34 protein-coding genes are annotated in these 23,231 nt (G+C 46.0%); 1 reads left to right on the forward strand and 33 read right to left on the reverse strand.

Translation table 11 applies throughout. The features are described from left to right. Positions 1-59: 59 nt before the first annotated feature. Positions 60-503, forward strand: coding sequence for a CBS domain-containing protein (locus KHS79_RS18760; RefSeq protein ID WP_212721036.1), 444 nt, complete (start codon positions 60-62; stop codon positions 501-503). Positions 504-572: 69 nt separating this feature from the next. On the opposite strand, the gene rplQ is transcribed toward KHS79_RS18760, so the two are convergent. From rplQ to rpoC, 33 genes are all read right to left on the reverse strand, one after another. Beyond that, positions 573-962: a 50S ribosomal protein L17 gene (gene rplQ, locus KHS79_RS18765; protein WP_027709026.1), complete on the reverse strand. Its 390-nt coding sequence runs from the start codon at positions 960-962 to the stop codon at positions 573-575. Positions 963-1,008: 46 nt separating this feature from the next. Next, entirely contained in the window at positions 1,009-2,010 is a 1,002-nt protein-coding gene (locus KHS79_RS18770; protein WP_027709025.1) for a DNA-directed RNA polymerase subunit alpha, read from the reverse strand. Positions 2,011-2,046: 36 nt separating this feature from the next. Further along, a complete protein-coding gene (gene rpsD / locus KHS79_RS18775) occupies positions 2,047-2,667 on the reverse strand; it encodes a 30S ribosomal protein S4 (protein ID WP_027709024.1) in 621 nt (206 codons plus the stop codon). Positions 2,668-2,685: 18 nt separating this feature from the next. Then, positions 2,686-3,075, reverse strand: a complete 390-nt coding sequence (gene rpsK / locus KHS79_RS18780) for a 30S ribosomal protein S11 (protein ID WP_027709023.1) — start codon at positions 3,073-3,075, stop codon at positions 2,686-2,688. A 63-nt stretch (positions 3,076-3,138) separates the two neighbouring features. Further along, on the reverse strand, positions 3,139-3,495 hold the full coding sequence (gene rpsM / locus KHS79_RS18785; protein ID WP_027709022.1) for a 30S ribosomal protein S13: 357 nt from the start codon (positions 3,493-3,495) through the stop codon (positions 3,139-3,141). Positions 3,496-3,648: 153 nt separating this feature from the next. After that, positions 3,649-3,765: a 50S ribosomal protein L36 gene (gene rpmJ, locus KHS79_RS18790; RefSeq protein ID WP_084611293.1), complete on the reverse strand. Its 117-nt coding sequence runs from the start codon at positions 3,763-3,765 to the stop codon at positions 3,649-3,651. Between the two features lie 26 nt (positions 3,766-3,791). Then, a complete protein-coding gene (secY, locus tag KHS79_RS18795; RefSeq protein ID WP_027709021.1) occupies positions 3,792-5,150 on the reverse strand; it encodes a preprotein translocase subunit SecY in 1,359 nt (452 codons plus the stop codon). Continuing rightward, complete coding sequence (gene rplO, locus KHS79_RS18800) at positions 5,151-5,585, reverse strand: 50S ribosomal protein L15 (RefSeq protein ID WP_027709020.1); 435 nt, start codon at positions 5,583-5,585, stop codon at positions 5,151-5,153. It lies immediately after the preceding gene. Between the two features lie 2 nt (positions 5,586-5,587). Continuing rightward, positions 5,588-5,776, reverse strand: coding sequence for a 50S ribosomal protein L30 (rpmD, locus tag KHS79_RS18805; RefSeq protein ID WP_027709019.1), 189 nt, complete (start codon positions 5,774-5,776; stop codon positions 5,588-5,590). Positions 5,777-5,780: 4 nt separating this feature from the next. Continuing rightward, entirely contained in the window at positions 5,781-6,284 is a 504-nt protein-coding gene (gene rpsE / locus KHS79_RS18810; protein WP_027709018.1) for a 30S ribosomal protein S5, read from the reverse strand. 10 nt (positions 6,285-6,294) lie between these two features. Continuing rightward, positions 6,295-6,645 carry a 50S ribosomal protein L18 gene (rplR, locus tag KHS79_RS18815; RefSeq protein ID WP_027709017.1) on the reverse strand — a complete coding sequence of 117 codons (351 nt, stop codon included), beginning with the start codon at positions 6,643-6,645 and terminating at the stop codon, positions 6,295-6,297. Positions 6,646-6,659: 14 nt separating this feature from the next. After that, complete coding sequence (rplF, locus tag KHS79_RS18820) at positions 6,660-7,193, reverse strand: 50S ribosomal protein L6 (RefSeq protein WP_094788823.1); 534 nt, start codon at positions 7,191-7,193, stop codon at positions 6,660-6,662. A gap of 12 nt (positions 7,194-7,205) precedes the next feature. Beyond that, the gene (rpsH, locus tag KHS79_RS18825) at positions 7,206-7,598 is read right to left on the reverse strand and encodes a 30S ribosomal protein S8 (protein WP_027709015.1); all 393 of its coding nucleotides are present in this window, start codon (positions 7,596-7,598) and stop codon (positions 7,206-7,208) included. A gap of 31 nt (positions 7,599-7,629) precedes the next feature. Then, positions 7,630-7,935, reverse strand: coding sequence for a 30S ribosomal protein S14 (rpsN, locus tag KHS79_RS18830; protein ID WP_027709014.1), 306 nt, complete (start codon positions 7,933-7,935; stop codon positions 7,630-7,632). Positions 7,936-7,947: 12 nt separating this feature from the next. Then, the gene (rplE, locus tag KHS79_RS18835) at positions 7,948-8,487 is read right to left on the reverse strand and encodes a 50S ribosomal protein L5 (RefSeq protein ID WP_027709013.1); all 540 of its coding nucleotides are present in this window, start codon (positions 8,485-8,487) and stop codon (positions 7,948-7,950) included. 18 nt (positions 8,488-8,505) lie between these two features. Then, a complete protein-coding gene (gene rplX, locus KHS79_RS18840) occupies positions 8,506-8,820 on the reverse strand; it encodes a 50S ribosomal protein L24 (protein WP_027709012.1) in 315 nt (104 codons plus the stop codon). Between the two features lie 14 nt (positions 8,821-8,834). After that, the gene (rplN, locus tag KHS79_RS18845) at positions 8,835-9,203 is read right to left on the reverse strand and encodes a 50S ribosomal protein L14 (protein WP_212721037.1); all 369 of its coding nucleotides are present in this window, start codon (positions 9,201-9,203) and stop codon (positions 8,835-8,837) included. 49 nt (positions 9,204-9,252) lie between these two features. Continuing rightward, the gene (gene rpsQ, locus KHS79_RS18850; RefSeq protein ID WP_212721038.1) at positions 9,253-9,519 is read right to left on the reverse strand and encodes a 30S ribosomal protein S17; all 267 of its coding nucleotides are present in this window, start codon (positions 9,517-9,519) and stop codon (positions 9,253-9,255) included. After that, positions 9,512-9,712, reverse strand: a complete 201-nt coding sequence (rpmC, locus tag KHS79_RS18855) for a 50S ribosomal protein L29 (RefSeq protein WP_027709009.1) — start codon at positions 9,710-9,712, stop codon at positions 9,512-9,514. The genes rpsQ and rpmC overlap by 8 nt, the downstream gene beginning before the upstream one ends. After that, complete coding sequence (rplP, locus tag KHS79_RS18860; RefSeq protein ID WP_027709008.1) at positions 9,712-10,125, reverse strand: 50S ribosomal protein L16; 414 nt, start codon at positions 10,123-10,125, stop codon at positions 9,712-9,714. The genes rpmC and rplP overlap by 1 nt, the downstream gene beginning before the upstream one ends. Before the next feature lie 11 nt (positions 10,126-10,136). Beyond that, a complete protein-coding gene (gene rpsC, locus KHS79_RS18865) occupies positions 10,137-10,823 on the reverse strand; it encodes a 30S ribosomal protein S3 (RefSeq protein WP_027709007.1) in 687 nt (228 codons plus the stop codon). A gap of 9 nt (positions 10,824-10,832) precedes the next feature. Then, positions 10,833-11,171 (reverse strand): 50S ribosomal protein L22, encoded by a 339-nt coding sequence (gene rplV / locus KHS79_RS18870; RefSeq protein ID WP_431722382.1) that lies wholly within the window; start codon positions 11,169-11,171, stop codon positions 10,833-10,835. 6 nt (positions 11,172-11,177) lie between these two features. Beyond that, positions 11,178-11,456: a 30S ribosomal protein S19 gene (gene rpsS, locus KHS79_RS18875; protein ID WP_027709005.1), complete on the reverse strand. Its 279-nt coding sequence runs from the start codon at positions 11,454-11,456 to the stop codon at positions 11,178-11,180. A gap of 28 nt (positions 11,457-11,484) precedes the next feature. Next, entirely contained in the window at positions 11,485-12,306 is an 822-nt protein-coding gene (rplB, locus tag KHS79_RS18880; protein WP_027709004.1) for a 50S ribosomal protein L2, read from the reverse strand. A gap of 14 nt (positions 12,307-12,320) precedes the next feature. Next, the gene (rplW, locus tag KHS79_RS18885; protein WP_027709003.1) at positions 12,321-12,617 is read right to left on the reverse strand and encodes a 50S ribosomal protein L23; all 297 of its coding nucleotides are present in this window, start codon (positions 12,615-12,617) and stop codon (positions 12,321-12,323) included. Then, the gene (gene rplD, locus KHS79_RS18890) at positions 12,614-13,216 is read right to left on the reverse strand and encodes a 50S ribosomal protein L4 (RefSeq protein WP_027709002.1); all 603 of its coding nucleotides are present in this window, start codon (positions 13,214-13,216) and stop codon (positions 12,614-12,616) included. Before rplD ends, rplW begins: the two co-directional genes overlap by 4 nt. Positions 13,217-13,230: 14 nt before the next feature. Next, complete coding sequence (gene rplC, locus KHS79_RS18895) at positions 13,231-13,881, reverse strand: 50S ribosomal protein L3 (RefSeq protein WP_094788824.1); 651 nt, start codon at positions 13,879-13,881, stop codon at positions 13,231-13,233. Between the two features lie 106 nt (positions 13,882-13,987). Beyond that, complete coding sequence (rpsJ, locus tag KHS79_RS18900; RefSeq protein ID WP_027709000.1) at positions 13,988-14,299, reverse strand: 30S ribosomal protein S10; 312 nt, start codon at positions 14,297-14,299, stop codon at positions 13,988-13,990. A gap of 167 nt (positions 14,300-14,466) precedes the next feature. Continuing rightward, positions 14,467-15,660, reverse strand: a complete 1,194-nt coding sequence (gene tuf / locus KHS79_RS18905; protein ID WP_212721039.1) for an elongation factor Tu — start codon at positions 15,658-15,660, stop codon at positions 14,467-14,469. 34 nt (positions 15,661-15,694) lie between these two features. Then, entirely contained in the window at positions 15,695-17,788 is a 2,094-nt protein-coding gene (fusA, locus tag KHS79_RS18910) for an elongation factor G (protein WP_027709423.1), read from the reverse strand. Positions 17,789-17,806: 18 nt separating this feature from the next. Next, positions 17,807-18,280, reverse strand: a complete 474-nt coding sequence (rpsG, locus tag KHS79_RS18915; protein WP_027709424.1) for a 30S ribosomal protein S7 — start codon at positions 18,278-18,280, stop codon at positions 17,807-17,809. A 151-nt stretch (positions 18,281-18,431) separates the two neighbouring features. Beyond that, the gene (gene rpsL / locus KHS79_RS18920) at positions 18,432-18,803 is read right to left on the reverse strand and encodes a 30S ribosomal protein S12 (protein WP_027709425.1); all 372 of its coding nucleotides are present in this window, start codon (positions 18,801-18,803) and stop codon (positions 18,432-18,434) included. Between the two features lie 164 nt (positions 18,804-18,967). Next, the gene (gene rpoC, locus KHS79_RS18925) at positions 18,968-23,182 is read right to left on the reverse strand and encodes a DNA-directed RNA polymerase subunit beta' (RefSeq protein WP_094788826.1); all 4,215 of its coding nucleotides are present in this window, start codon (positions 23,180-23,182) and stop codon (positions 18,968-18,970) included. Positions 23,183-23,231: the final 49 nt, after the last annotated feature.

Raw genomic sequence — 23,231 nt, forward strand, 5'->3', positions numbered from 1 at the left:
TATTAATAAGTCACTATAATTTTAAAAAAGCACATTTGTAGATAACACAGGAAAGGATAATGCATTACAAAACCATCTCGGACATTATGATTAAGGATGTGATTAGTTGTACCGAAAAAGACTCTTTGGATGTACCTAACCGCCTAATGGCGGAACATAGTATTCGTCACATACCTGTTATCTCTAGTGAAAATGGTGACTTCGTTGGTGTTATTACCCAGAAGCACTTATTAAAAGAAGCTTTTCAACAGGCAAAGCTCTTTGGCTCAGTCGATATGTGGACGTTTGGTAGGGGCGTTACTGTCAAGTCAGCATGCTCCAAGGATGTAGAGACAGTTCAGCCTCAACTCCCACTAGCCGAAGCAGGAAAGTACTTTCTAGAAACAAAATATGGCTGTTTGCCTGTCGTAGACCAAGGCAAACTCATCGGTCTTGTGACATCAGTTGATTTCGTGCGAATTGCTGTTGAACTTTTAAAAGAAAAGGAAGAAAAAGAAGGGTAGGTATAGTTTTAGAGTAGGAAAAAGACAAAATAAAAACTAAGCCGGGCTTAAAACCCGGCTCAATTCTGCTTACTCTTCATCAGCTGCTTCGACCTGAACTTCAGGGCGATCAACCAACTCAACATAAGCCATAGGTGCTTGGTCGCCATGGCGGTAACCGCACTTCAAGATGCGAATGTAACCACCTGGACGCTCAGCAAAACGAGGACCCAGCTCGGCAAATAATTTGCCGACAGTAGCTTTACTGCGCAGACGATCAAACGCCAAACGACGGTTAGCTACAGAGTCGTTTTTAGCCAATGTAATCAGTGGCTCTGCAACACGACGCAGCTCTTTTGCCTTAGGCAATGTAGTTTTGATAATTTCGTGCTCTACCAAAGAACAGGTCATGTTTTGAAACATGGCTTTGCGGTGAGAGCTATTACGATTTAGCTTTCTACCACTCTTTCGATGACGCATAACTCAATTCCTTACCAAACTTGCTTTGCTTGGCTATTCAGTGACGCTAGGCAGAAACCTTATCGTCATTTTTTAAGCTAGCGGGAGGCCAGTTATCGAGACGCATGCCAAGAGACAAACCTCGAGAAGCCAATACGTCTTTGATTTCTGTGAGCGATTTTTTACCCAAATTAGGGGTTTTCAAAAGCTCAACTTCTGTACGCTGGATTAAGTCACCAATGTAGTAAATATTCTCAGCTTTCAAGCAATTTGCACTGCGAACTGTTAGCTCAAGATCATCTACTGGACGCAACAAAATCGGATCGATTTCTTCTTCAATTTCTTCTGGCTCAGGTTCTTTGTCGCCTTCTAAGTCAACAAAGACAGCCAATTGTTGTTGAAGAATTGTTGCAGCCCGACGGATGGCTTCCTCTGGATCCAGAGTACCGTCAGTTTCTAAATCAAGTACCAACTTATCTAAGTCTGTACGTTGCTCAACACGAGCGCTTTCAACAACGTAGGACACTCGAAAAACGGGGCTATAGGTGGCATCAAGCTGAAGTCTACCAATAGAGCGACTTTCATCATCATCACTGATACGTGCGTCAGCAGGCTCGTAACCACGGCCACGACGGACCTTCAGTTTCATATTTAATGAGCCTGCATCACTCAAGTGAGCAATCACATGATCAGGATTAACGATTTCGATATCATGGTCTAGCTGAATATCTGCTGCAGTTACAACACCTAGACCTTGCTTAGATAGGCTCAGAACTGCTTCATCACGACCATGCATCTTGATAGCAACACCTTTAAGGTTTAACAGGATTTCAATAACGTCCTCCTGTACACCTTCGATGGCACTATACTCGTGTAAAACGCCCTCTATTTCCGCCTCAACAATAGCGCACCCTGGCATCGATGAGAGCAATATACGACGTAACGCATTTCCCAAAGTATGCCCGAAGCCACGCTCTAGCGGCTCCAGAGTAACCTTTGCACGAGTTGCGCTGTTTTCCTGAACGTCTATGTGACGTGGTGTGAGAAAGTCTGTTACCGAACTCTGCATGGAAGTAATACCCTACTTGATGCCATTGTCTATCCTTTACTTGGAGTAAAGCTCTACAATGAGGTTTTCATTGATGTCTGCAGAGAGCTCACTCCGTTCAGGCCGAGCCTTGAATACCCCTTCTTTCTTCTTGGTATCCACCTCAACCCACTCAACCAAGCCACGCTGACTTGCAAGTTCTAGAGCGGCATTAATCCGCAGTTGGTTCTTGGCTTTTTCACGGATAGCGACTACATCACCCGGCTTAACCTGATAAGACGGAATATTAACTGCCTTACCATTTACCATGACAGCCTTATGGCTGACCAACTGGCGAGCTTCTGCACGAGTGGAACCAAAACCCATACGATAAACGATATTATCTAGGCGACATTCCAGAAGCTGCAGCAGGTTAACACCTGTAGCTCCTTTTAAACGGTCAGCATTTTTATAGTAGTTGCGGAACTGCTTTTCTAGCAAACCGTACATACGACGTACTTTTTGCTTTTCACGCAACTGAAGACCGTAGTCGGATAAACGACCGCGACGTTGTCCGTGTTGCCCTGGAGCGGTTTCTGCACGACACTTGGAGTCGTGAGGCCGCACGCCGCTTTTCAGGAAAAGGTCTGTGCCTTCACGACGAGACAGCTTACACTTAGGACCTAAATATCTAGCCATTTTTTCTCGTCTCCTGCCTTATACACGACGCTTCTTAGGTGGACGACAACCATTGTGGGGAATCGGTGTGACATCCACAATATTGGTAACCTTGTAGCCACATGCATTTAATGCACGGACTGCAGATTCACGTCCTGGACCAGGGCCTTTAACACAGACATCAAGATTCTTCAGACCGTACTCAGCAGCAGCTTGGCCAGCTCTTTCTGCTGCAACCTGCGCAGCAAAAGGTGTGCTTTTACGTGAACCGCGGAAGCCAGAGCCTCCAGCAGTTGCCCATGCCAAGGTGTTGCCTTGACGATCGGTAATGGTCACGATCGTATTGTTAAAAGACGCGTGGATGTGGGCTACCCCATCAACCACCGTCTTTTTTACTTTCTTACGTGAACGAGTACCTGGCTTTGCCATATCAGATATGTCCTGTCTATGCTATACCTGCTGCAACTAAGAAACTTTTCTTAGAGCAGATACTTACTTACGAATAGGTTTGCGAGGACCTTTACGAGTGCGGGCATTTGTCTTAGTACGCTGCCCACGTACAGGTAAACTACGGCGGTGGCGTAAACCACGGTAGCAACCTAGATCCATTAACCTTTTAATATTCATATTGATTTCACGACGCAAGTCACCTTCAGTAGTGTGCTCAGCGACTTTTGTACGCAAAACCTCTATTTGGTCTTCGCTCAGATCTTTTACTTTGCTAGCTGGATCAATACCCGCATCAGCAAGAATTTTCTGAGCTGTTGGTCTGCCTATACCAAAGATATAGGTCAGGGAGATAACAGCATGTTTGTTATCTGGAATATTGACGCCTGCAATACGGGCCATTCAATCTACTCCAATCCCATCGAGCGCTATGCTCTTTATCAAACGAAATACACCATCCGCGAAAGGCGCAACAGCATACCGTTTGCTGATCAATAAATCAACCGCCCAGCTAATTAATTAGCTGGGCGGTTAACTTATAAAAGCTGGTATTCCTTAGCCCTGACGCTGTTTATGGCGCGGTTCAGCACTGCAAATTACCCTTACCGCACCTTTACGGCGGATAATTTTACAGTTACGGCATATCTTTTTTACAGATGCACGTACTTTCATAGCTTTCTCCAAATCAACCGGCAGAGTTAACGCAACAGTCCACCGCTGCCAAAACCCTTAAGATTTGATTTTTTCATTAACGACTCATATTGGTGCGACATTAAGTGTGACTGTACTTGAGACATAAAGTCCATAACCACAACCACAACAATTAGCAATGACGTTCCACCCAGGTAGAATGGTACATTCCAAGCAACATTCAAAAACTGAGGTAGTAAGCACACTGTAGTCATGTACAAAGCACCAAACATCGTTAAGCGTGTTAACACGCCATCAATGTAGCGTGCAGATTGTTCACCAGGCCGTATACCAGGAATATACGCTCCTGAACGCTTCAAGTTATCAGACACTTCCTTTGGATTAAAGACAAGTGCAGTATAGAAGAAACAGAAGAATATAATCCCAGCTGAAAACAGAATAATATTTAGTGGTTGCCCAGGACTAATTGCATGAGCAACATCCTGTAACCAGCTTAGTGCCCAGCTCTCATCTCCTGCTGCATCTGTAGCTCCAGTACCAAACCACTGCGCTATAGATGCTGGAAACAGCAAAATACTGCTGGCAAAAATAGCTGGAATAACACCAGCCATATTTACTTTTAATGGAAGATGACTTGATTGTGCCGCAAAGACTTTTCGGCCATGTTGGCGCTTAGCATAGTTAACTGTAATACGTCGTTGACCACGCTCGACAAACACCACAAAACCAATCACGACAATTGCAATCAACGCCACTATCAATAACACCAAGATATCTAAATTACCTTGTCTAGCAGACTCAAATGCCTGCCCAATTGCACTCGGCAATCCAGCAACTATACCCGCAAAAATTAGGATCGAAATACCATTGCCAATACCTCTCTCAGTAACTTGCTCTCCAAGCCACATTAAGAAGACAGCACCAGTAACAAAAGTTGTTACTGCAGTAAAATAAAACCCAAAATCAGTGGAGTAAGTAACACCTTGGTTTGCAAGGCTTACAGAGATACCAAACCCTTGAATGGTTGCCAGTAGCACTGTTCCATAGCGGGTGTATTGACTAATCTTGCGTCGACCAGCTTCACCTTCCTTTTTAAGCTGTTCCAGCTGGGGACTGACAACAGTCAACAGCTGCATAATGATGGAAGCTGAAATATACGGCATGATGCCTAGAGCTAACACAGACATGCGCTCCAAGGCACCACCTGAGAACATATTAAAAAGGCTAAGGATAGTACCCTCGTTTTGACTGAACATTTGCGCTAGCGTATCCGGGTTTATTCCTGGAACAGGAATATGCGCCCCAATGCGGTACACAATGATCGCCAATAATACAAAGCGGAGCCTTGCCCAAAGCTCGGTCAAACCACTTTGTGTTCCACCAGGGAGTGATCCTTGTTTAGCCATTTAGTCCTCGACTTTACCACCAGCTGCTTCAATTGCGGCGCGAGCACCTTTAGTCATAGCTAAACCTTTAACAGTTTTAGCTGTGGTGATCTCGCCAGAAAGAATAACTTTAACACGTTTTACATTGGCACTGATGATATTTGCTGCACGTAATGCTTGCAAATCAATTACTTCAGCGTCAATTTTAGCAAGTTCGTTTAAGCGAACTTCAGCCGTGTACAAAGCCTTACGGGAAGTAAAGCCAAACTTGGGCAGTCGGCGCTGTAATGGCTGCTGACCGCCTTCGAATCCAGGCTTAACCGTACCACCTGAGCGGGACTTCAAACCTTTGTGGCCACGACCACCAGTTTTGCCCAAGCCACTACCAATACCACGACCAACGCGCTTACCGGTTTTGCGGCTGCCAGGTGCGGGCTTAAGAGAATTCAGATGCATGATTATTCTCCTTCCACTCGTACCAAGTAAGATACTTTGTTAATCATGCCGCGTACGGAAGGTGTGTCTTCAACGTCAACGGTGTGACCAATGCGTCGCAAGCCTAGTCCAGAAACACAGGCTTTATGACTGGCAAGGCGACCGTTCGTACTACGGACAAGCGTCACTTTAATACGTTTAGCTTCTGCCATTGTCTTATCCCAGAATTTCCTCAACAGACTTACCACGCTTGGCTGCAACATCATCCGGAGAACGCATGTCACGCAAACCTTTAAAGGTTGCTTGAACTACGTTCACAGGATTTGTAGAGCCATAACATTTTGCCAATACGTTTTGCACGCCTGCTACTTCAAGCACTGCACGCATTGCACCACCAGCAATAACACCCGTACCTTCAGAGGCAGGCTGCATGAACACTTTAGAAGCGCCATGCCGTGCTTTTACTGGATATTGTAATGTGGTGCCATCCAGATCAACTTGAATCATGTTACGACGTGCAGCTTCCATCGCTTTTTGAATAGCGATTGGTACTTCACGTGCTTTACCACGTCCAAAGCCAACCTTGCCCTTACCATCGCCGACCACTGTCAACGCGGTAAAGCCAAAGATACGACCACCTTTGACTACCTTAGCAACGCGGTTAACCTGAACCAGCTTTTCAATGTAACCTTCGTCGCTCTTACGTTCGTTGTTAGCCATGCGTCTACCCTTAGAATTCCAACCCAGCTTCGCGTGCAGCGTCAGCTAACGCCTTAACACGACCATGGTATTTAAAACCAGAGCGATCGAACGCTACCTTAGTTATACCTGCAGCTTTAGCACGCTCGGCAACTAATGCACCGACCTTTTTCGCTGCTTCAACATTACTTGTAGTGGTACTGCGAAGGTCTTTATCTAAAGTTGACGCAGAAACCAGTACTTTATCCCCTTCTGGAGAAATCACTTGCGCATACATGTGCTGTCCAGAACGATGTATACATAAGCGAGTTGCCTTGAGCTCACGCATTTTCAGGCGAGCTTGAAGGGCGCGACGGAGTCTTGATTCTTTCTTTACGCTCATATCAATGCCCTACCTTACTTTTTCTTCGCTTCTTTACGGTGAACATGTTCATCCGCGTAACGAATACCTTTACCTTTATAAGGCTCAGGGCGACGGAAATCGCGAATTTCTGCGGCAACTTGTCCAACCAGCTGTTTATCGATCCCTTTGAGAACAATTTCCGTTTGCGAAGGCGTTTCAGCTTGAACACCTTCAGGCAATTGGTAATCAACAGGATGTGAGAAGCCAAGTGTTAGGTTTAGGGATTTGCCTTTGGCCTGAGCACGATAACCAACACCAATCAGCTGTAACTTTTTCTCAAAACCATTACTGACACCAGTAACCATATTAGCTACCAGCGCACGAGTAGTACCTGCCATTGCACGAGAGTGCTTTGCACCATCACGGGCTGCAAAGGTTAAACTGCCATCTGCCTGATTGACTTCAACACTGTGGTGCAGGTTCATTTCCAAAGAACCTTTGGAACCTTTTACAGTGATGTGGCGATTATCCAGCTTAACTTCTACACCGTTAGGGATAACAACAGGGTTTTTAGCGACTCGAGACATCTTAACCCTCCCTTAAAATACGGTGCAGAGAATTTCACCGCCAATACCAGCAGCGCGAGCAGCACGATCAGTCATCACACCTTTATTAGTGGAGACAATCGCTACACCCAAGCCACCATTGATTTTTGGCAGTGTTTCTTTTCCAGTGTAGGCACGCAAACCTGGACGGCTCACACGCTTAAGCTCTTCAATAACAGGCTTGCCATTAAAGTACTTCAGCTCAATGCTTAGTACTGGCTTGGCTTCACCTTCAACCGCATAACCAGTGATATAACCTTCGTCTTTTAATACTTTGGCAACAGCCACTTTAATTTTGGACGATGGCATACTGACAGAAGCTTTTTCTGCCATTTGGGCATTACGGATACGAGTTAGCATATCTGCCAACGGGTCCTGCATACTCATGTCTAAACGTCTCCTCGAATTAAATTACGCACTACCAGCTTGCTTTAACCAAGCCTGGAACATCACCACGCATTGCAGCTTCACGTAACTTAATCCGGCTTAAACCAAATTTTCTATAGTAGCCATGTGGACGACCAGTGACACGGCAGCGGTTACGAACACGAATGGGGCTAGCATTACGTGGCAACTTTTGCAGCGCCATTTGTGCTTCCCACTTTTGTTCTTCCGTTGCGTTTACGTCAGCCAAAACCGCTTTAATTTTGGCACGCTTTTCAGCGTACTTGGCTACTGTACGGATGCGCTTTAGTTCGCGCTGTTTCATTGATACTTTTGCCATAACCCCGCCCTATTAACCTTTAAACGGGAAGTTAAACGCTTTCAGTAAAGCGCGCCCTTCTTCGTCGGTCTTAGCAGTGGTGGTCAGCGTAATATCCAGACCACGCAAGGTGTCAATTTTATCGTACTCAATCTCTGGGAAGATAATTTGCTCTTTAACACCCATGCTGTAGTTACCACGACCGTCAAATGACTTAGGGCTTAAACCACGGAAGTCACGGACACGAGGCAATGCAACGGATACTAAGCGATCCAGAAATTCATACATTCTTTGCTTACGTAGGGTAACCTTTACACCAATCGGCCAACCCTGACGAATTTTAAATCCAGCAACAGATTTACGTGCTTTAGTGACAACTGGCTTTTGTCCAGCAATCTTGACCATATCTGCAACTGCATTTTCGATGACTTTTTTGTCACCAACCGCTTCACCAACACCCATGTTCAGGGTGATCTTAGTGATTTTTGGTACTTCATGAATGTTCTTGTACCCAAACTGCTCTTGAAGCTGGGGTACGATTTCACTCTTGTACTTTTCGTGTAATCTAGCCATTGTTCAACCTATCCTGCCTTAGGCATTTACAGGCTTGCCAGTAGATTTGAAGATACGGCGTTTTTCTTTGCCTTCACCTTCAAAGCCCACCCGATCAGCCTTGTTGGTCTCTGAATTAAAGATCGCAACATTAGAAACGTGAATCGCCGCTTCTTTCTCGACAATACCGCCGGGACGATTCAGCATTGGGTTTGGCTTTGTATGGCGCTTGACCATATTAATACCAGAAACAATCAACTTGTTGTCTGGTTTTACGGTCATTACCTTGCCGCGCTTACCTTTATCTTTACCGGCAATTACGATGACTTCATCACCACTTCTGATCTTACGCATCGCTGGGCCCCTCCTTATAGCACTTCAGGTGCTAAAGAAATAATTTTCATAAACTGCTCAGAGCGCAGCTCACGAGTTACAGGCCCAAAAATACGAGTACCAATTGGCTGCTGCTGATTATTCAGCAAAACTGCTGCATTGCCATCGAAACGAATCAATGAGCCATCCTGACGACGCACACCTTTTCTAGTGCGCACTACAACAGCGTTCATCACCTGGCCCTTTTTGACCTTGCCTCGAGGAATTGCTTCCTTGACAGTCACTTTGATGATGTCACCGATATTGGCATAACGGCGGTGAGAACCACCTAAAACCTTGATACACATTACCCGACGTGCACCGCTGTTATCAGCCACATCGAGCATGGTTTGTGCCTGAATCATGTGCTTTCTCCAACCTCATGTTTTACGCTAGGCGTTGAGGCTAATTGAATTAAACCTGTGTTGCCCGCTCATCAATAGAAACCAGAGAAAACGCCTTAGTCTTAGACAAAGGTCTGATTTCTTTGATGGTTACCAAATCACCAATTTGACACTCATTATTAGCGTCATGAGCATGTAACTTCGTTGAGCGCTTCTGGTATTTCCCATAAATTGGGTGCTTAACCTGGCGCTCAATCATTACAGTGATGGTTTTATCCATCTTGTTGCTCACCACCCGACCGCTCAGGGTACGGCCTTTACTTTCTTGCTCAGCCATTGCTCTTACCTACCTGCTCAGTTAGCACTGTTTTAACCCGTGCGATGTCGCGACGAACCTGTTTCAGCAGATGGGTCTGCGTAAGCTGGCCAACGGCCTTTTGCATACGGTAGTTGAACTGGTCGCGCAACAGTGAGTGAAGCTGTTCACGCAGCTCCTCGGGTGATTTCTCACGTAGCTCTTGTACTTTCATTACATCACCGTCCGCTTAACGAAAGTTGTTTCAACGGGTAGTTTAGCTGCCGCTAATGCGAAAGCTTCACGTGCCAGTTCTTCAGAAACACCTTCCATCTCGTAAAGAACACGACCAGGCTGAATCTGGCATACCCAGTATTCAACGCTACCCTTACCTTTACCCTGGCGCACCTCCAGCGGTTTTTGAGTGATTGGCTTGTCTGGGAAAATACGGATCCAGATTTTACCACCACGCTTGATGTGACGAGTCATGGCACGACGTGCAGCCTCAATTTGGCGTGCAGTAATGCGACCACGACCAGTCGCTTTTAAAGCATATTCACCGAAGCTTACTTTTGAGCCTCGAAGAGCTAGCCCACGATTGCGGCCCTTCTGTTGCTTCCTAAACTTCGTACGCTTTGGTTGCAGCATCGAAGTACCCCTTATTTAGCAGCTTTTTTCTTAGCGGGTTTACTAGCTGGCTTCTCGTCTTCACGTTGGCCACCAATAACCTCGCCTTTGAAAATCCAAACTTTAACGCCCAATACACCATATGTGGTGTGTGCTTCGTAAGTTGCATAATCAATATCTGCACGAAGCGTATGCAGTGGTACACGACCTTCTCGATACCATTCAGTACGTGCGATTTCTGCACCACCCAGGCGACCGCTGATTTGAATCTTGATGCCTTTTGCACCTAAACGCATAGCATTTTGTACCGCACGCTTCATAGCACGACGGAACATCACACGGCGCTCAAGCTGGTTGGCAACACTTTGTGCTACCAACATTGCATCAAGTTCTGGCTTGCGAATTTCTTCAATGTTGATATGAACAGGAATGCCCATCGCACCAGAAACTTCCTGGCGTAGCTTCTCAACATCTTCACCTTTTTTACCAATCACAATGCCTGGACGAGCGGTATGGATGGTAATACGAGCACTCTGCGCTGGACGCTGAATTTCGACGCGGCTAACAGAGGCATTTTTCAGCTTCTTTTGAATACGTGCACGGACTTGCAAATCAGTGATTAGCTTGTCCGAGTATTCAGTTCCTTCGGCATACCATACAGAAGTATGGTCTTTTACGATGCCTAAACGAATTCCAGTTGGATGTACTTTCTGACCCATGACTGACCCCTATTTCTCAGCAACTTTAACCGTGATATGGCAAGTCCGCTTCAATATGCGGTCAGCACGGCCTTTAGCACGTGGGCGAATTCGTTTGAGCGTAGTTCCTTCGTCTACAAAGACAGTGGAAACTTTCAGCTCATCGATATCCGCACCTTCATTGTGCTCAGCGTTGGCAACTGCCGACTCAAGCACTTTCTTAAATAGCATTGCTGCCTTTTTAGGACTGAAGGCCAAAATATTAAGCGCTTCATCTACCGATTTTCCGCGAATCTGGTCAGCAACCAAACGGGCTTTCTGGGCAGATATGTTAGCGCCTTTATGCTTAGCAGCTACTTCCATCTTGATAACCCCTTACCTACGCTTGGCTTTCTTATCTGCTGCATGACCACGATAAGTGCGAGTGGCAGCAAATTCGCCGAGTTTATGTCCAACCATGTCTTCTGTAACAAAGACAGGTACATGCTGACGACCATTATGTACCGCAACGGTTAAGCCCACCATTTGCGGAATAATCATCGAGCGACGTGACCATGTTTTAATTGGACGCTTGTCACCTTTCTCTACAGCGTCCTCAACCTTCTTCAATAAATGAAGGTCTACAAATGGACCTTTTTTTAATGAACGTGGCACGGTGTCGTATCCTCTTTAGCTAACCTGTTTAACCGCGACGACGCACAATAAGCTTATCAGTACGCTTATTACTACGAGTTTTACGGCCCTTAGTGGGTAGACCCCATGGAGAAACTGGATGACGGCCACCAGAGGTACGACCTTCACCACCACCATGAGGGTGATCAACAGGGTTCATCGCAACACCGCGAACTGTTGGACGAATACCACGCCAGCGCTTGGCACCCGCTTTACCCAAAGAACGCAGGTTGTGCTCACTGTTGGATACTTCACCTAATGTGGCACGGCAGTCAGCAAGAATCTTACGCATTTCGCCAGAGCGAAGACGTACAGTTACATAGCTACCTTCACGAGCCACAAGCTGTACAGATGCACCAGCACTACGAGCAATCTGCGCACCTTTGCCAGGCTTCATTTCAATACAGTGAATAACACTACCTACAGGAATATTCCGTAGCGGTAAGGTGTTACCTGCTTTGATCGGAGCATCAGCACCAGAAACAACCTGATCACCTTGCTTCAGACCTTTTGGTGCAATGATATAACGGCGTTCACCGTCAAGATATTTCACAAGCGCAATATAAGCAGTCCGGTTTGGATCATACTCTAAGCGCTCAACAACTCCTGGGATGCCATCCTTATTGCGACGGAAGTCGACCATACGGTAGTGATGCTTATGGCCACCACCACGATGACGGGTAGTAATACGGCCATTATTGTTACGGCCACCCGTTTTACTTTTCTTTTCTACCAAAGGCGCATAAGGTGCACCTTTGTGCAAATCAGGATTGACTACGTTTACAACAAAGCGACGGCCAGGAGAAGTAGGTTTACATTTTTGAATCGGCATACCTTACACTCCCCTTACTCAGCGTCTACAAAGTCAATTTCTTGACCTTGCTCCAGACGAACATATGCTTTCTTCCAGTCAGGACGCTTACCTAAGCCATGAATAGTGCGCTTAGTTTTACCTTTAGTATTAAGCGTCTGAATTGACTTGACCTTCACGTCAAACAGTGATTCAACTGCTTTCTTAACTTCACGCTTAGTCGCGTCTTTTGCCACACGGAAAACGTACTGACCGTTATTTTCCGCTAAGACAGTTGCCTTTTCGGAAATGTGTGGACCAAGCAGTACTTTAAATACTCTTTCCTGGTTCATCCCAGCATCTCCTCGAATTTCTTCAGCGCAGCAACTGTAACGATAACCTTTTCATAGGCAATCATGCTGACTGGATTTGCAGCCATCGCATCACTGACATCCACATGAGGGACGTTGCGTGCAGCCAGATACAAGTTTTGATCTACATCTTCAGTTACGATCAATACATTGCCAGCATTCAGCTCTTTCAGCTTGGCTACCAATTCTTTGGTTTTTGGCGCTGAAACTTCAAAGTTTTCTACAACAACCAGACGCTCTTGACGAACAAGCTCTGAAAGAATAGAACGCATCGCTGCACGATACATTTTCTTGTTCAGTTTTTGCTCGTGATTCTGTGGCTTAGCAGCAAATGTTACACCACCAGAACGCCAAATCGGGCTGCGAATTGTACCAGCACGTGCACGACCAGTACCTTTCTGCCGCCATGGTTTGCGACCACCACCACTTACTTCAGAGCGAGTTTTTTGCGCACGAGTGCCTTGACGAGCACCAGCTAGATACGCAACAACAGCCTGATGTACTAATGTTTCGTTAAATTCAGCTGCAAAAGTAAGATCTGAAACTTGAATCGTACCTGCACCTGTTACATTTAAATCCATGAGTTCAACCCCCCTCAGGCACCAGATTTGACTGCTGGTCGAACAATAACCTGAGCACCGGTAGCACCAGGAACTGCACCTTTAATTAGAAGCAGGTTGCGCTCAGCATCAACTCGAACAACCTCTAAAGACTGAACTGTCACACGGCGATTACCCATGTGGCCAGCCATCTTTTTGCCTTTGAACACGCGACCAGGCGTTTGACACTGACCGATTGAACCAGGCGCACGGTGAGACAATGAGTTACCGTGGGTTGCATCTTGAGTTGCAAAGTTCCAACGCTTTACTGTGCCAGCAAAACCTTTACCTTTGGACTGACCACTTACGTCAACCTTCTGTCCTGCCTGAAAAAGGTCAACCTTGATTTGATCACCAACATTGACTTCTTCATCTTCAGTGCGGAATTCCCAAAGACCTACGCCAGCTTCAACACCAGCTTTCGCAAACAGGCCTTTTTCAGCACTATTCAAGCCGCGACCAGGGCGCTTACGCTCACGCTTACTACCAGTAGTTACCTGAACTGCTGAATAGCCGTCAGTATCTACTGTTTTAACCTGTGTGACGCGGTTAGGATCAACTTCAATTACCGTGACAGGCACAGAGGCACCATCTTCGGTAAAAATGCGCGTCATACCGCATTTCTTTCCGACTAAACCAATAGTCATGATTAAACCTCTCATGTGTACGGGGCTATTACCCACTATGGCCGCCCATTTCAGAGCGTTACACTAAGTTGCGCACCCAGTGGAATGTACACCCGATGTTTCGTGGTTAACCCAGACTGATCTGAACTTCTACGCCTGCAGCTAGATCTAGCTTCATTAGCGCATCAACAGTCTTATCAGTTGGTTCAACGATATCTAAAAGTCGCTTATGGGTGCGAATTTCATATTGGTCACGCGCGTCTTTATTCACGTGAGGAGAAATGAGCACAGTAAAGCGCTCTTTTTTCGTAGGCAATGGGATCGGACCACGCACCTGGGCCCCAGTACGCTTTGCTGTTTCAACAATTTCCTGGGTGGAGACATCTATCAGGCGGTGATCAAACGCTTTCAAACGAATACGGATTTGCTGACTTTGCATTTGATCAAAACTCCAGAATAAAGAACTACACTAGACACACGATGTTGTCATAGCAAAAGGAGGCAAAATTCTACTTTCGCAACATCACTCTGTCAAGCATACACAATAAGAGGCCCCGCCCTTGGCGGAGCCTCTTATAGATTTTTTACTGTTAAAAAGTAGTGTTGTTATTCGATAATCTTAGCAACAACACCCGCACCAACAGTACGGCCACCTTCACGGATCGCAAAGCGTAGACCATCTTCCATCGCAATCGGTGCAATCAATGTCACTTTCATTTGCACGTTGTCACCAGGCATTACCATCTCAACGCCTTCTGGCAACTCACATGCACCTGTTACGTCAGTGGTACGGAAGTAAAACTGTGGGCGATAGCCTTTGAAGAATGGAGTATGACGTCCACCTTCTTCTTTACTTAGTACGTAAACTTCTGACTCGAACTTAGTGTGTGGCGTAATAGAGCCTGGGATAGCCAATACTTGACCACGCTCAACGTCATCACGCTTAGTACCGCGCAACAAGGCACCAACGTTCTCACCTGCACGACCTTCGTCAAGCAGCTTACGGAACATTTCTACACCTGTTACTGTGGTCTTGGTAGTGTCACGCAGGCCAATGATTTCTACTTCGTCACCCACTTTAACAATACCACGCTCAACACGGCCTGTTACCACAGTACCACGACCAGAAATTGAGAATACGTCCTCGATTGGCATCAAGAAAGGCTGATCACTGGCACGCTCTGGCTGTGGGATGTACTCATCCAATGTTTCTACCAGTTTAACCACTGCAGAAACACCCATTTCGTTGTCATCTTTACCTTCTAACGCCATTAACGCTGAACCAGTAATGATTGGCGTGTCGTCTCCTGGGAACTCATATTCGTTCAACAGCTCACGCACTTCCATTTCAACCAGCTCTAATAACTCTTCATCGTCAACCATGTCTGCTTTGTTCAGGAATACGACGATGTAAGGAACACCTACCTGACGAGACAACAGGATGTGCTCACGCGTCTGAGGCATGGGGCCGTCTGCAGCAGAACAAACCAGGATAGCTCCGTCCATTTGCGCAGCACCGGTGATCATGTTTTTAACATAGTCGGCGTGACCTGGGCAGTCTACGTGTGCATAGTGGCGGTTTGGAGAATCATACTCAACGTGTGCTGTTGAGATAGTGATACCACGCTCACGCTCTTCGGGCGCATTATCGATTTGATCGAACGCTTTAACTTCACCACCCCACGTTTCCGCACATACGCGAGTCAAGGCTGCTGTCAATGTAGTTTTACCGTGGTCAACGTGACCGATTGTACCTACGTTAACGTGTGGCTTATTACGTTCAAACTTAGCTTTAGCCATTGTGAGTTATACCTTCTTATCAGAATTGGATTGATTAACCTTTGCTCTTGATAACTGCCTCAGCAACACTGGCAGGTGCTTCAGCGTATTTTTCGAACTCCATGGAGTAGGTCGCACGACCTTGTGTCGCAGAGCGAAGGTCTGTAGCGTAACCAAACATTTCCCCTAGAGGCACTTCCGCACGAATCACTTTACCTGAAGATGAGTCATCCATACCTTGAACCAAACCGCGACGACGGTTCAAGTCACCCATGACATCCCCCATGTAGTCTTCAGGCGTTACCACTTCAACCTTCATAACAGGCTCAAGGAGTGCAGGCTGTGCCTGAGGTGCATATTTTTTCAGTGCCTGAGAAGCTGCGATTTTAAACGCCATCTCACTGGAGTCAACGTCGTGATACGAGCCATCATACAAGCGAGCTTTCAGGTTAAGCAGAGGGTAACCGGCGATAACACCGTTTTGCATCTGCTCTTCAATCCCTTTTTGAACTGCTGGGATGTATTCTTTTGGAATTACACCACCAACGATTTCGTTGACAAATTCCAAACCTTCGTTTTCAGAAGGTGAAAACTCAATAACAACGTGTCCATACTGACCACGACCACCAGATTGGCGAGCAAATTTGTGATCAGCATTTACAGAGCCACGTAACGCCTCACGATAAGCAACCTGTGGCTTACCAATGTTAGCTTCAACGTTAAACTCACGCTTCATCCGGTCAACAATGATATCCAGGTGCAATTCACCCATACCAGAAATAATTGTTTGGCCAGACTCTTCATCTGTTTCAACACGGAAAGATGGATCTTCCTGAGCCAACTTACCTAAAGCAATACCCATTTTCTCTTGGTCGGCTTTAGACTTAGGCTCAACTGCCACAGAAATTACCGGATCAGGGAACTCCATTCTTTCCAGAGTAATAATGCTGTCTTGAGCACAAAGCGTGTCACCAGTGGTAACATCCTTCATGCCAATCAATGCAGCGATATCACCTGCTAATACTTCTTTAATTTCCTGACGGTTGTTTGAGTGCATTTGCACCATCCGGCCAACACGCTCTTTTTTGCGCTTAACTGGATTAAAGACAGAGTCGCCAGAAGAAAGCTTACCGGAGTAAACGCGAACGAATGTCAATGTACCCACAAACGGGTCAGTGGCAATCTTAAATGCCAATGCTGCAAAAGGAGCATTATCATCAGCTTCACGCGTTTCTACAGTTTCATCATCATCAAGTGTACCTTCAATAGCCTTAACTTCTGTAGGCGATGGTAAATACTCAATGACAGCGTCCAATACCGCTTGAACACCTTTGTTCTTAAATGCTGAACCACAACTAACCAGAACAATTTCGTTGTTTAGCGTGCGCTGACGAAGACCTTGTTTGATTTCTTCAACGGAAAGATCACCTTCTTCAAGGTATTTTTCCATCAATTCTTCAGTTGCTTCAGCAGCACTTTCCAGCATTTTTTCACGCCACTCAGCAGCAACATCTTGTAAATCTGCAGGAATGTCTTCTAGCTGGTAAGTCATGCCTTGATCCGCTTCATTCCACATAATGGCTTTCATCAGAAGCAAATCAACAACACCTTTGAATTCATCTTCTGCACCAATATTAATTTGAATTGGTACAGCATTAGCACCTAGACGCTCTTTTAGCTGATCGACAACCATAAAGAAATCAGCGCCCGCACGGTCCATTTTATTTACGAAGACCATACGTGGTACATGATACTTGTTTGCTTGACGCCATACGGTTTCAGTTTGCGGTTGCACACCAGATGAACCACAAAGCACAACTACAGCACCATCAAGCACACGCAAAGAACGCTCTACTTCGATTGTAAAGTCAACGTGTCCAGGAGTATCAATGATATTAATACGGTGCTCATCAAACTGCTTGCTCATACCCTGCCAAAAACAGGTTGTTGCAGCTGAAGTAATGGTTATACCACGCTCCTGCTCCTGCGCCATCCAGTCCATGGTCGCAGCGCCATCATGCACTTCACCAATCTTATGAGAGAGACCAGTATAAAACAGTACTCGTTCAGTAGTCGTCGTTTTACCTGCGTCTACGTGCGCACAAATACCGATATTACGGTAGCGACTAATAGGGGTTTTTCGAGCCACGACACTATCCTCTGATCATTAGAAACGGTAGTGGGAGAACGCTTTGTTGGCTTCAGCCATACGATGCACGTCTTCACGTTTCTTAACTGCAGAACCTTTTCCATCAACAGCATCTAAGATTTCACCAGCCAAGCGCAAAGCCATAGATTTTTCGCCACGCTTACGTGCCGCATCTACTAACCAACGCATTGCTAACGCAGTCCGGCGAGAAGGACGTACTTCAACGGGAACTTGGTAAGTAGCACCACCAACCCGACGAGATTTAACCTCAACCACTGGAGCAACTTGCTCAAGCGCTTTTTCAAACAAATCTAAAGGTTCAGATCCTTTAGTGCGCTCTTCAACTTTATCCAGAGCACCATATACAATTCTTTCTGCAACAGATTTTTTACCACTAACCATTACATGGTTAATAAACTTAGCCAAAGTCTGACTTTTGTACTTTGGATCTGGTAAAACTTCTCGCTTTGCGACTACACGTCTTCTTGGCATGATAAGCCCTCAATAGGTCTTCAGGGTGAACCTAAGAAACTAAGATCTACAGCTTTTAGTTTTCACACTGTCAGAAAATAGTACTTAGCCTTACTCTTACCGATAAGCAAATTTACTCAAAGAACAAAGTTGTTCTGTGAGCCAACATCCCTTACTTAGGACGCTTAGTACCGTACTTAGAACGGCCTTGCTTACGATCATTAACACCTTGGGTATCCAAGCTGCCACGTACAGTGTGATAACGCACACCTGGCAAGTCTTTTACCCGTCCACCACGGATCAACACAACACTGTGCTCTTGTAGGTTGTGACCTTCACCACCAATGTAGGAAGTCACTTCGAATCCGTTGGTCAATCTAACACGACATACTTTACGAAGCGCTGAGTTAGGCTTCTTAGGAGTGGTCGTATAAACGCGTGTACAAACACCACGACGCTGAGGACAACCCTGTAGCGCAGGTACGTCACTTTTAGCGACTTTGCGTTTGCGTGGCTTACGAACCAACTGGTTAATAGTAGCCATGGATGCAAACTCCAATTACTAACTAATGGTTTATAAAGAACCAAAAAAAAGCAGGTGATAAACCCGCCTTTTTAAGGACGCGAAATTGTAAAAGTCAAGTAGGTGCGAGTCAAGTGACAGCTCATCGCAGAGCTGTCAACATGTCGCATATCCGTAATAGGTGATTAGGAGTTACCAGAGTTTAAAGCTTCACTCAGGGCTTGCTCTACATCACTTGCACTGACTTTACTTGTTGTGGCTGCTTTGGCTAAAGCTTGATCACGCTTGCGCTTACGCTCGCTATGATAAGCTAGACCAGTACCCGCAGGAATCAATCGACCTACCACAACATTTTCTTTTAGGCCTCTTAAGTGATCCTGCTTACCTGTTACTGCCGCTTCAGTCAGAACCCGAGTTGTTTCCTGGAAGGACGCTGCAGATATAAAGGACTCAGTAGCCAGTGACGCCTTGGTTATACCGAGGAGTACTCGCTCAAATTTAGCCAGGAACTTATTGTCAGCAGCAAGTGCCTCATTAACTTCCTGTACATGGGTAAACTCTAATTGTTCACCCTTAATCAGCTCAGAGTCTCCAGCATCAGTTACTTCAACTTTTCTCAACATTTGGCGCAGGATAGTTTCAATGTGCTTATCATTGATTTTTACACCCTGCAGACGGTAAACGTCTTGAATTTCGTTGACAATGTACTTCGCTAGCGCACTCACACCCTGTAATCGCAGAATATCGTGTGGGTTTGCAGGACCATCGGCGATTACCTCACCGCGAGCCACCTGCTCACCTTCAAACACGTTAAGCTGACGCCACTTTGGAATAAGCTCCTCATGATTATCGCTACCATCTGGTGGAGAAATAACCAAGCGTTTTTTACCTTTGGTTTCTTTACCAAAGCTCACTGTACCGCTAATTTCAGCCAGGATAGCTGACTCTTTTGGTTTACGAGCTTCAAATAAGTCTGCAACCCGAGGCAAACCACCCGTGATATCTTTGTTACCCGAGCTGGCCTGTGGAATCCGCGCAATAACATCACCCACTTCCACCTTCGCATTATCGGTAAGATTCAATAATGCACTGGCAGGCAAAAAGTACTGAACAGGCATATCAGAATTAGGGAATTTAATCTCATTACCTGCATCATCAAGCAGCATGACTGCTGGACGGATATCTTTACCTGCCGTTGGACGATCTTTAGGATCGATAACTTCGATATTCGATAGCCCTGTCAGCTCATCAGTCTGACGCTTAATGGTGATGCCGTCTTCCATACCAGAGAACGATACCGTTCCACCTACCTCAGTAATGATTGGGTGGGTATGTGGATCCCATTTCGCTACTACCTGACCGGATTCTACTTCACTGCCATCTTTAACAGAGAGCATTGCGCCATAAGGCAGTTTGTAGCGTTCACGCTCACGACCAAACTCATCAGCTACGGCCAACTCACCAGATCGAGACACTGCGACTAACGTACCATCTGTCCGCTCTACAGACTTCAGGTTATGCAGCCTGATTTTACCTTTGTTCTTAACTTGTACACTGTCAGTAGCAGAGGTTCTTGATGCAGCACCACCGATGTGGAAGGTACGCATCGTCAACTGTGTACCAGGCTCACCAATAGATTGAGCTGCAATTACACCCACAGCCTCACCAACATTAACTCGGTGGCCACGACCAAGGTCTCGACCATAACACTTGCTACACACACCGTAACGTGTTTCACAGGTGATCGGTGAGCGAACAATAACCTCGTCGACATTCAAGTTTTCAAGACGCTCAACCCAGCGCTCATCAATAAGTGTTCCCGCTGGAACCGCAATATCACTGGTTGTCCCTGGGCGGATCACATCTCTTGCAACAACTCGTCCAAGAATACGTTCACCTAAAGGTTCAACAACATCGCCACCCTCAATATGGGGTGCCATGTGAAGTCCTTCTTCTGTCCCACAGTCAACCTCAGTAACAACCAAGTCTTGAGCAACATCAACCAGACGGCGCGTTAAGTAACCTGAGTTTGCGGTTTTTAAGGCTGTATCTGCCAGACCTTTACGTGCACCGTGGGTAGAAATAAAGTACTGCAATACGTCTAGTCCTTCACGGAAGTTTGCAGTAATAGGCGTTTCGATGATCGAGCCGTCTGGCTTAGCCATCAAGCCCCGCATACCTGCAAGCTGACGTATCTGAGCAGCACTACCCCGCGCACCAGAGTCAGCCATCATGTAAACAGAGTTAAATGATGGTTGGCCAACCTCTTTACCTTCACGGTCGACAACCAGGTCAGTACCAAGACTTTCCATCATTTTCTTGGCAACTAGCTCATTGGCTCGCGACCAAATATCAATCACCTTGTTGTATTTCTCACCCTGCGTTACCAGACCTGAAGCAAATTGATTTTCAATTTCTTCTACTTCACGGTTTGCCGCTTCAATGATATCTACTTTCTCATTGGGGATTTCGAAGTCATTTACCCCAATCGAACTTCCGGAGATGGTGGCAAAGTGAAAACCGGTGTACATAAGCTGGTCAGCAAAGATAACCGTTTCTTTCAAGCCAACATTGCGGTAGCAGGTATTAATCAATCTAGAAATTGCCTTCTTAACCATAGCCTGGTTAACAAGCTCAAAAGGAATTCCTTTTGGACAAACATCAAACAGCAGCGCACGCCCAATCGTTGTATCAGCGATAAACGTTCTACTGGTTTCATTTCCATCATGATCTTTATTTACTTCGCTGATACGTACTTTCACACGAGCGTGTAAATCAACTTTACCTGCACGGTAAGCACGGTGAACTTCACGAATATCAGCAAATGCCATCCCTTCACCTGGCACATTAATCGCGTCACGGGTCATGTAATAGAGACCGAGAACCACGTCCTGAGAAGGTACGATAATGGGCTCACCATTCGCCGGTGCCAAGATATTGTTGGTAGACATCATTAGCGCACGTGCTTCAAGCTGTGCTTCAAGCGTTAATGGCACGTGAACAGCCATCTGGTCACCATCGAAGTCAGCATTGTAGGCCGCACAAACAAGTGGGTGAAGCTGAATAGCTTTACCTTCAATCAATACCGGCTCAAACGCTTGGATACCTAAACGGTGGAGGGTAGGTGCACGGTTAAGTAAAACTGGGTGCTCGCGAATAACTTCAGCTAAGATATCCCATACTTCTGCCGTCTCACGCTCAACCATTTTCTTCGCAGCTTTAATAGTTGTAGCCAAGCCACGGTGTTCAAGCTTGCCAAAAATGAATGGCTTAAATAGCTCAAGCGCCATTTTTTTTGGTAGCCCACACTGGTGCAACCGCAAAGTAGGACCGACCACAATAACTGAACGACCTGAGTAGTCTACCCGCTTACCCAGTAGGTTTTGACGGAAACGCCCCTGCTTACCCTTTATCATGTCAGCCAGAGACTTCAGTGGCCGCTTATTAGAGCCAGTAATTGCCCTTCCACGACGCCCGTTGTCAAGCAGCGCATCTACCGCTTCTTGAAGCATCCGCTTCTCGTTACGCACGATGATATCTGGTGCACTTAGATCAAGCAGGCGCTTCAGACGGTTATTACGGTTGATGACTCGACGATAAAGGTCATTCAAATCTGATGTTGCGAAACGACCACCATCCAACGGCACCAATGGGCGCAAATCGGGTGGAAGTACTGGTAGCACATCCAAAATCATCCATTCAGGGTTATTACCTGAATGATAGAAAGCTTCCATAAGCTTCAAGCGCTTGGTGAGCTTCTTAATCTTTGTTTCAGAGTTTGTATTTGGGATTTCTTCACGCAACTGGCCAATTTCAGTTTCAAGATCAATTTCTTTCAAAATTGCTTGAATAGCCTCAGCTCCCATACGTGCATCAAAGTCATCACCAAACTCTTCAAGCGCTTCATAGTATTCTTCATCATTGAGTAGCTGACCTTTATCCAGCGTAGTCATACCTGGATCGATCACAACATAAGACTCAAAGTAAAGTACACGCTCAATGTCACGCAGGGTCATATCCAGCATCAAGCCAATACGGGAAGGTAATGACTTAAGGAACCAAATATGTGCAACTGGACTTGCCAACTCAATGTGACCCATCCGCTCACGGCGTACTTTTGCCAGCGCTACTTCAACACCACATTTTTCACAAATCACACCACGGTGCTTTAAACGCTTGTACTTTCCACATAAGCACTCGTAGTCTTTAACTGGTCCAAAGATTTTGGCACAGAATAAACCATCACGTTCGGGCTTGAAGGTACGATAGTTAATCGTCTCTGGCTTCTTGACTTCACCGTATGACCATGAGCGAATCATCTCAGGCGATGACAAGCCGATACGAATGGAATCAAATTCTTCAGTTTGCCCTTGTTTGAGAAGGTTAAGTAAGTCTTTCAAGATCCTCTCTCCTCGCTGAGGGAGACCCCAGGCCTCCCATAGCTATAAG

It is taken from the genome of Zooshikella ganghwensis, assembly GCF_018263875.1.
GTDB classification, from domain to species: domain Bacteria; phylum Pseudomonadota; class Gammaproteobacteria; order Pseudomonadales; family Zooshikellaceae; genus Zooshikella; species Zooshikella ganghwensis.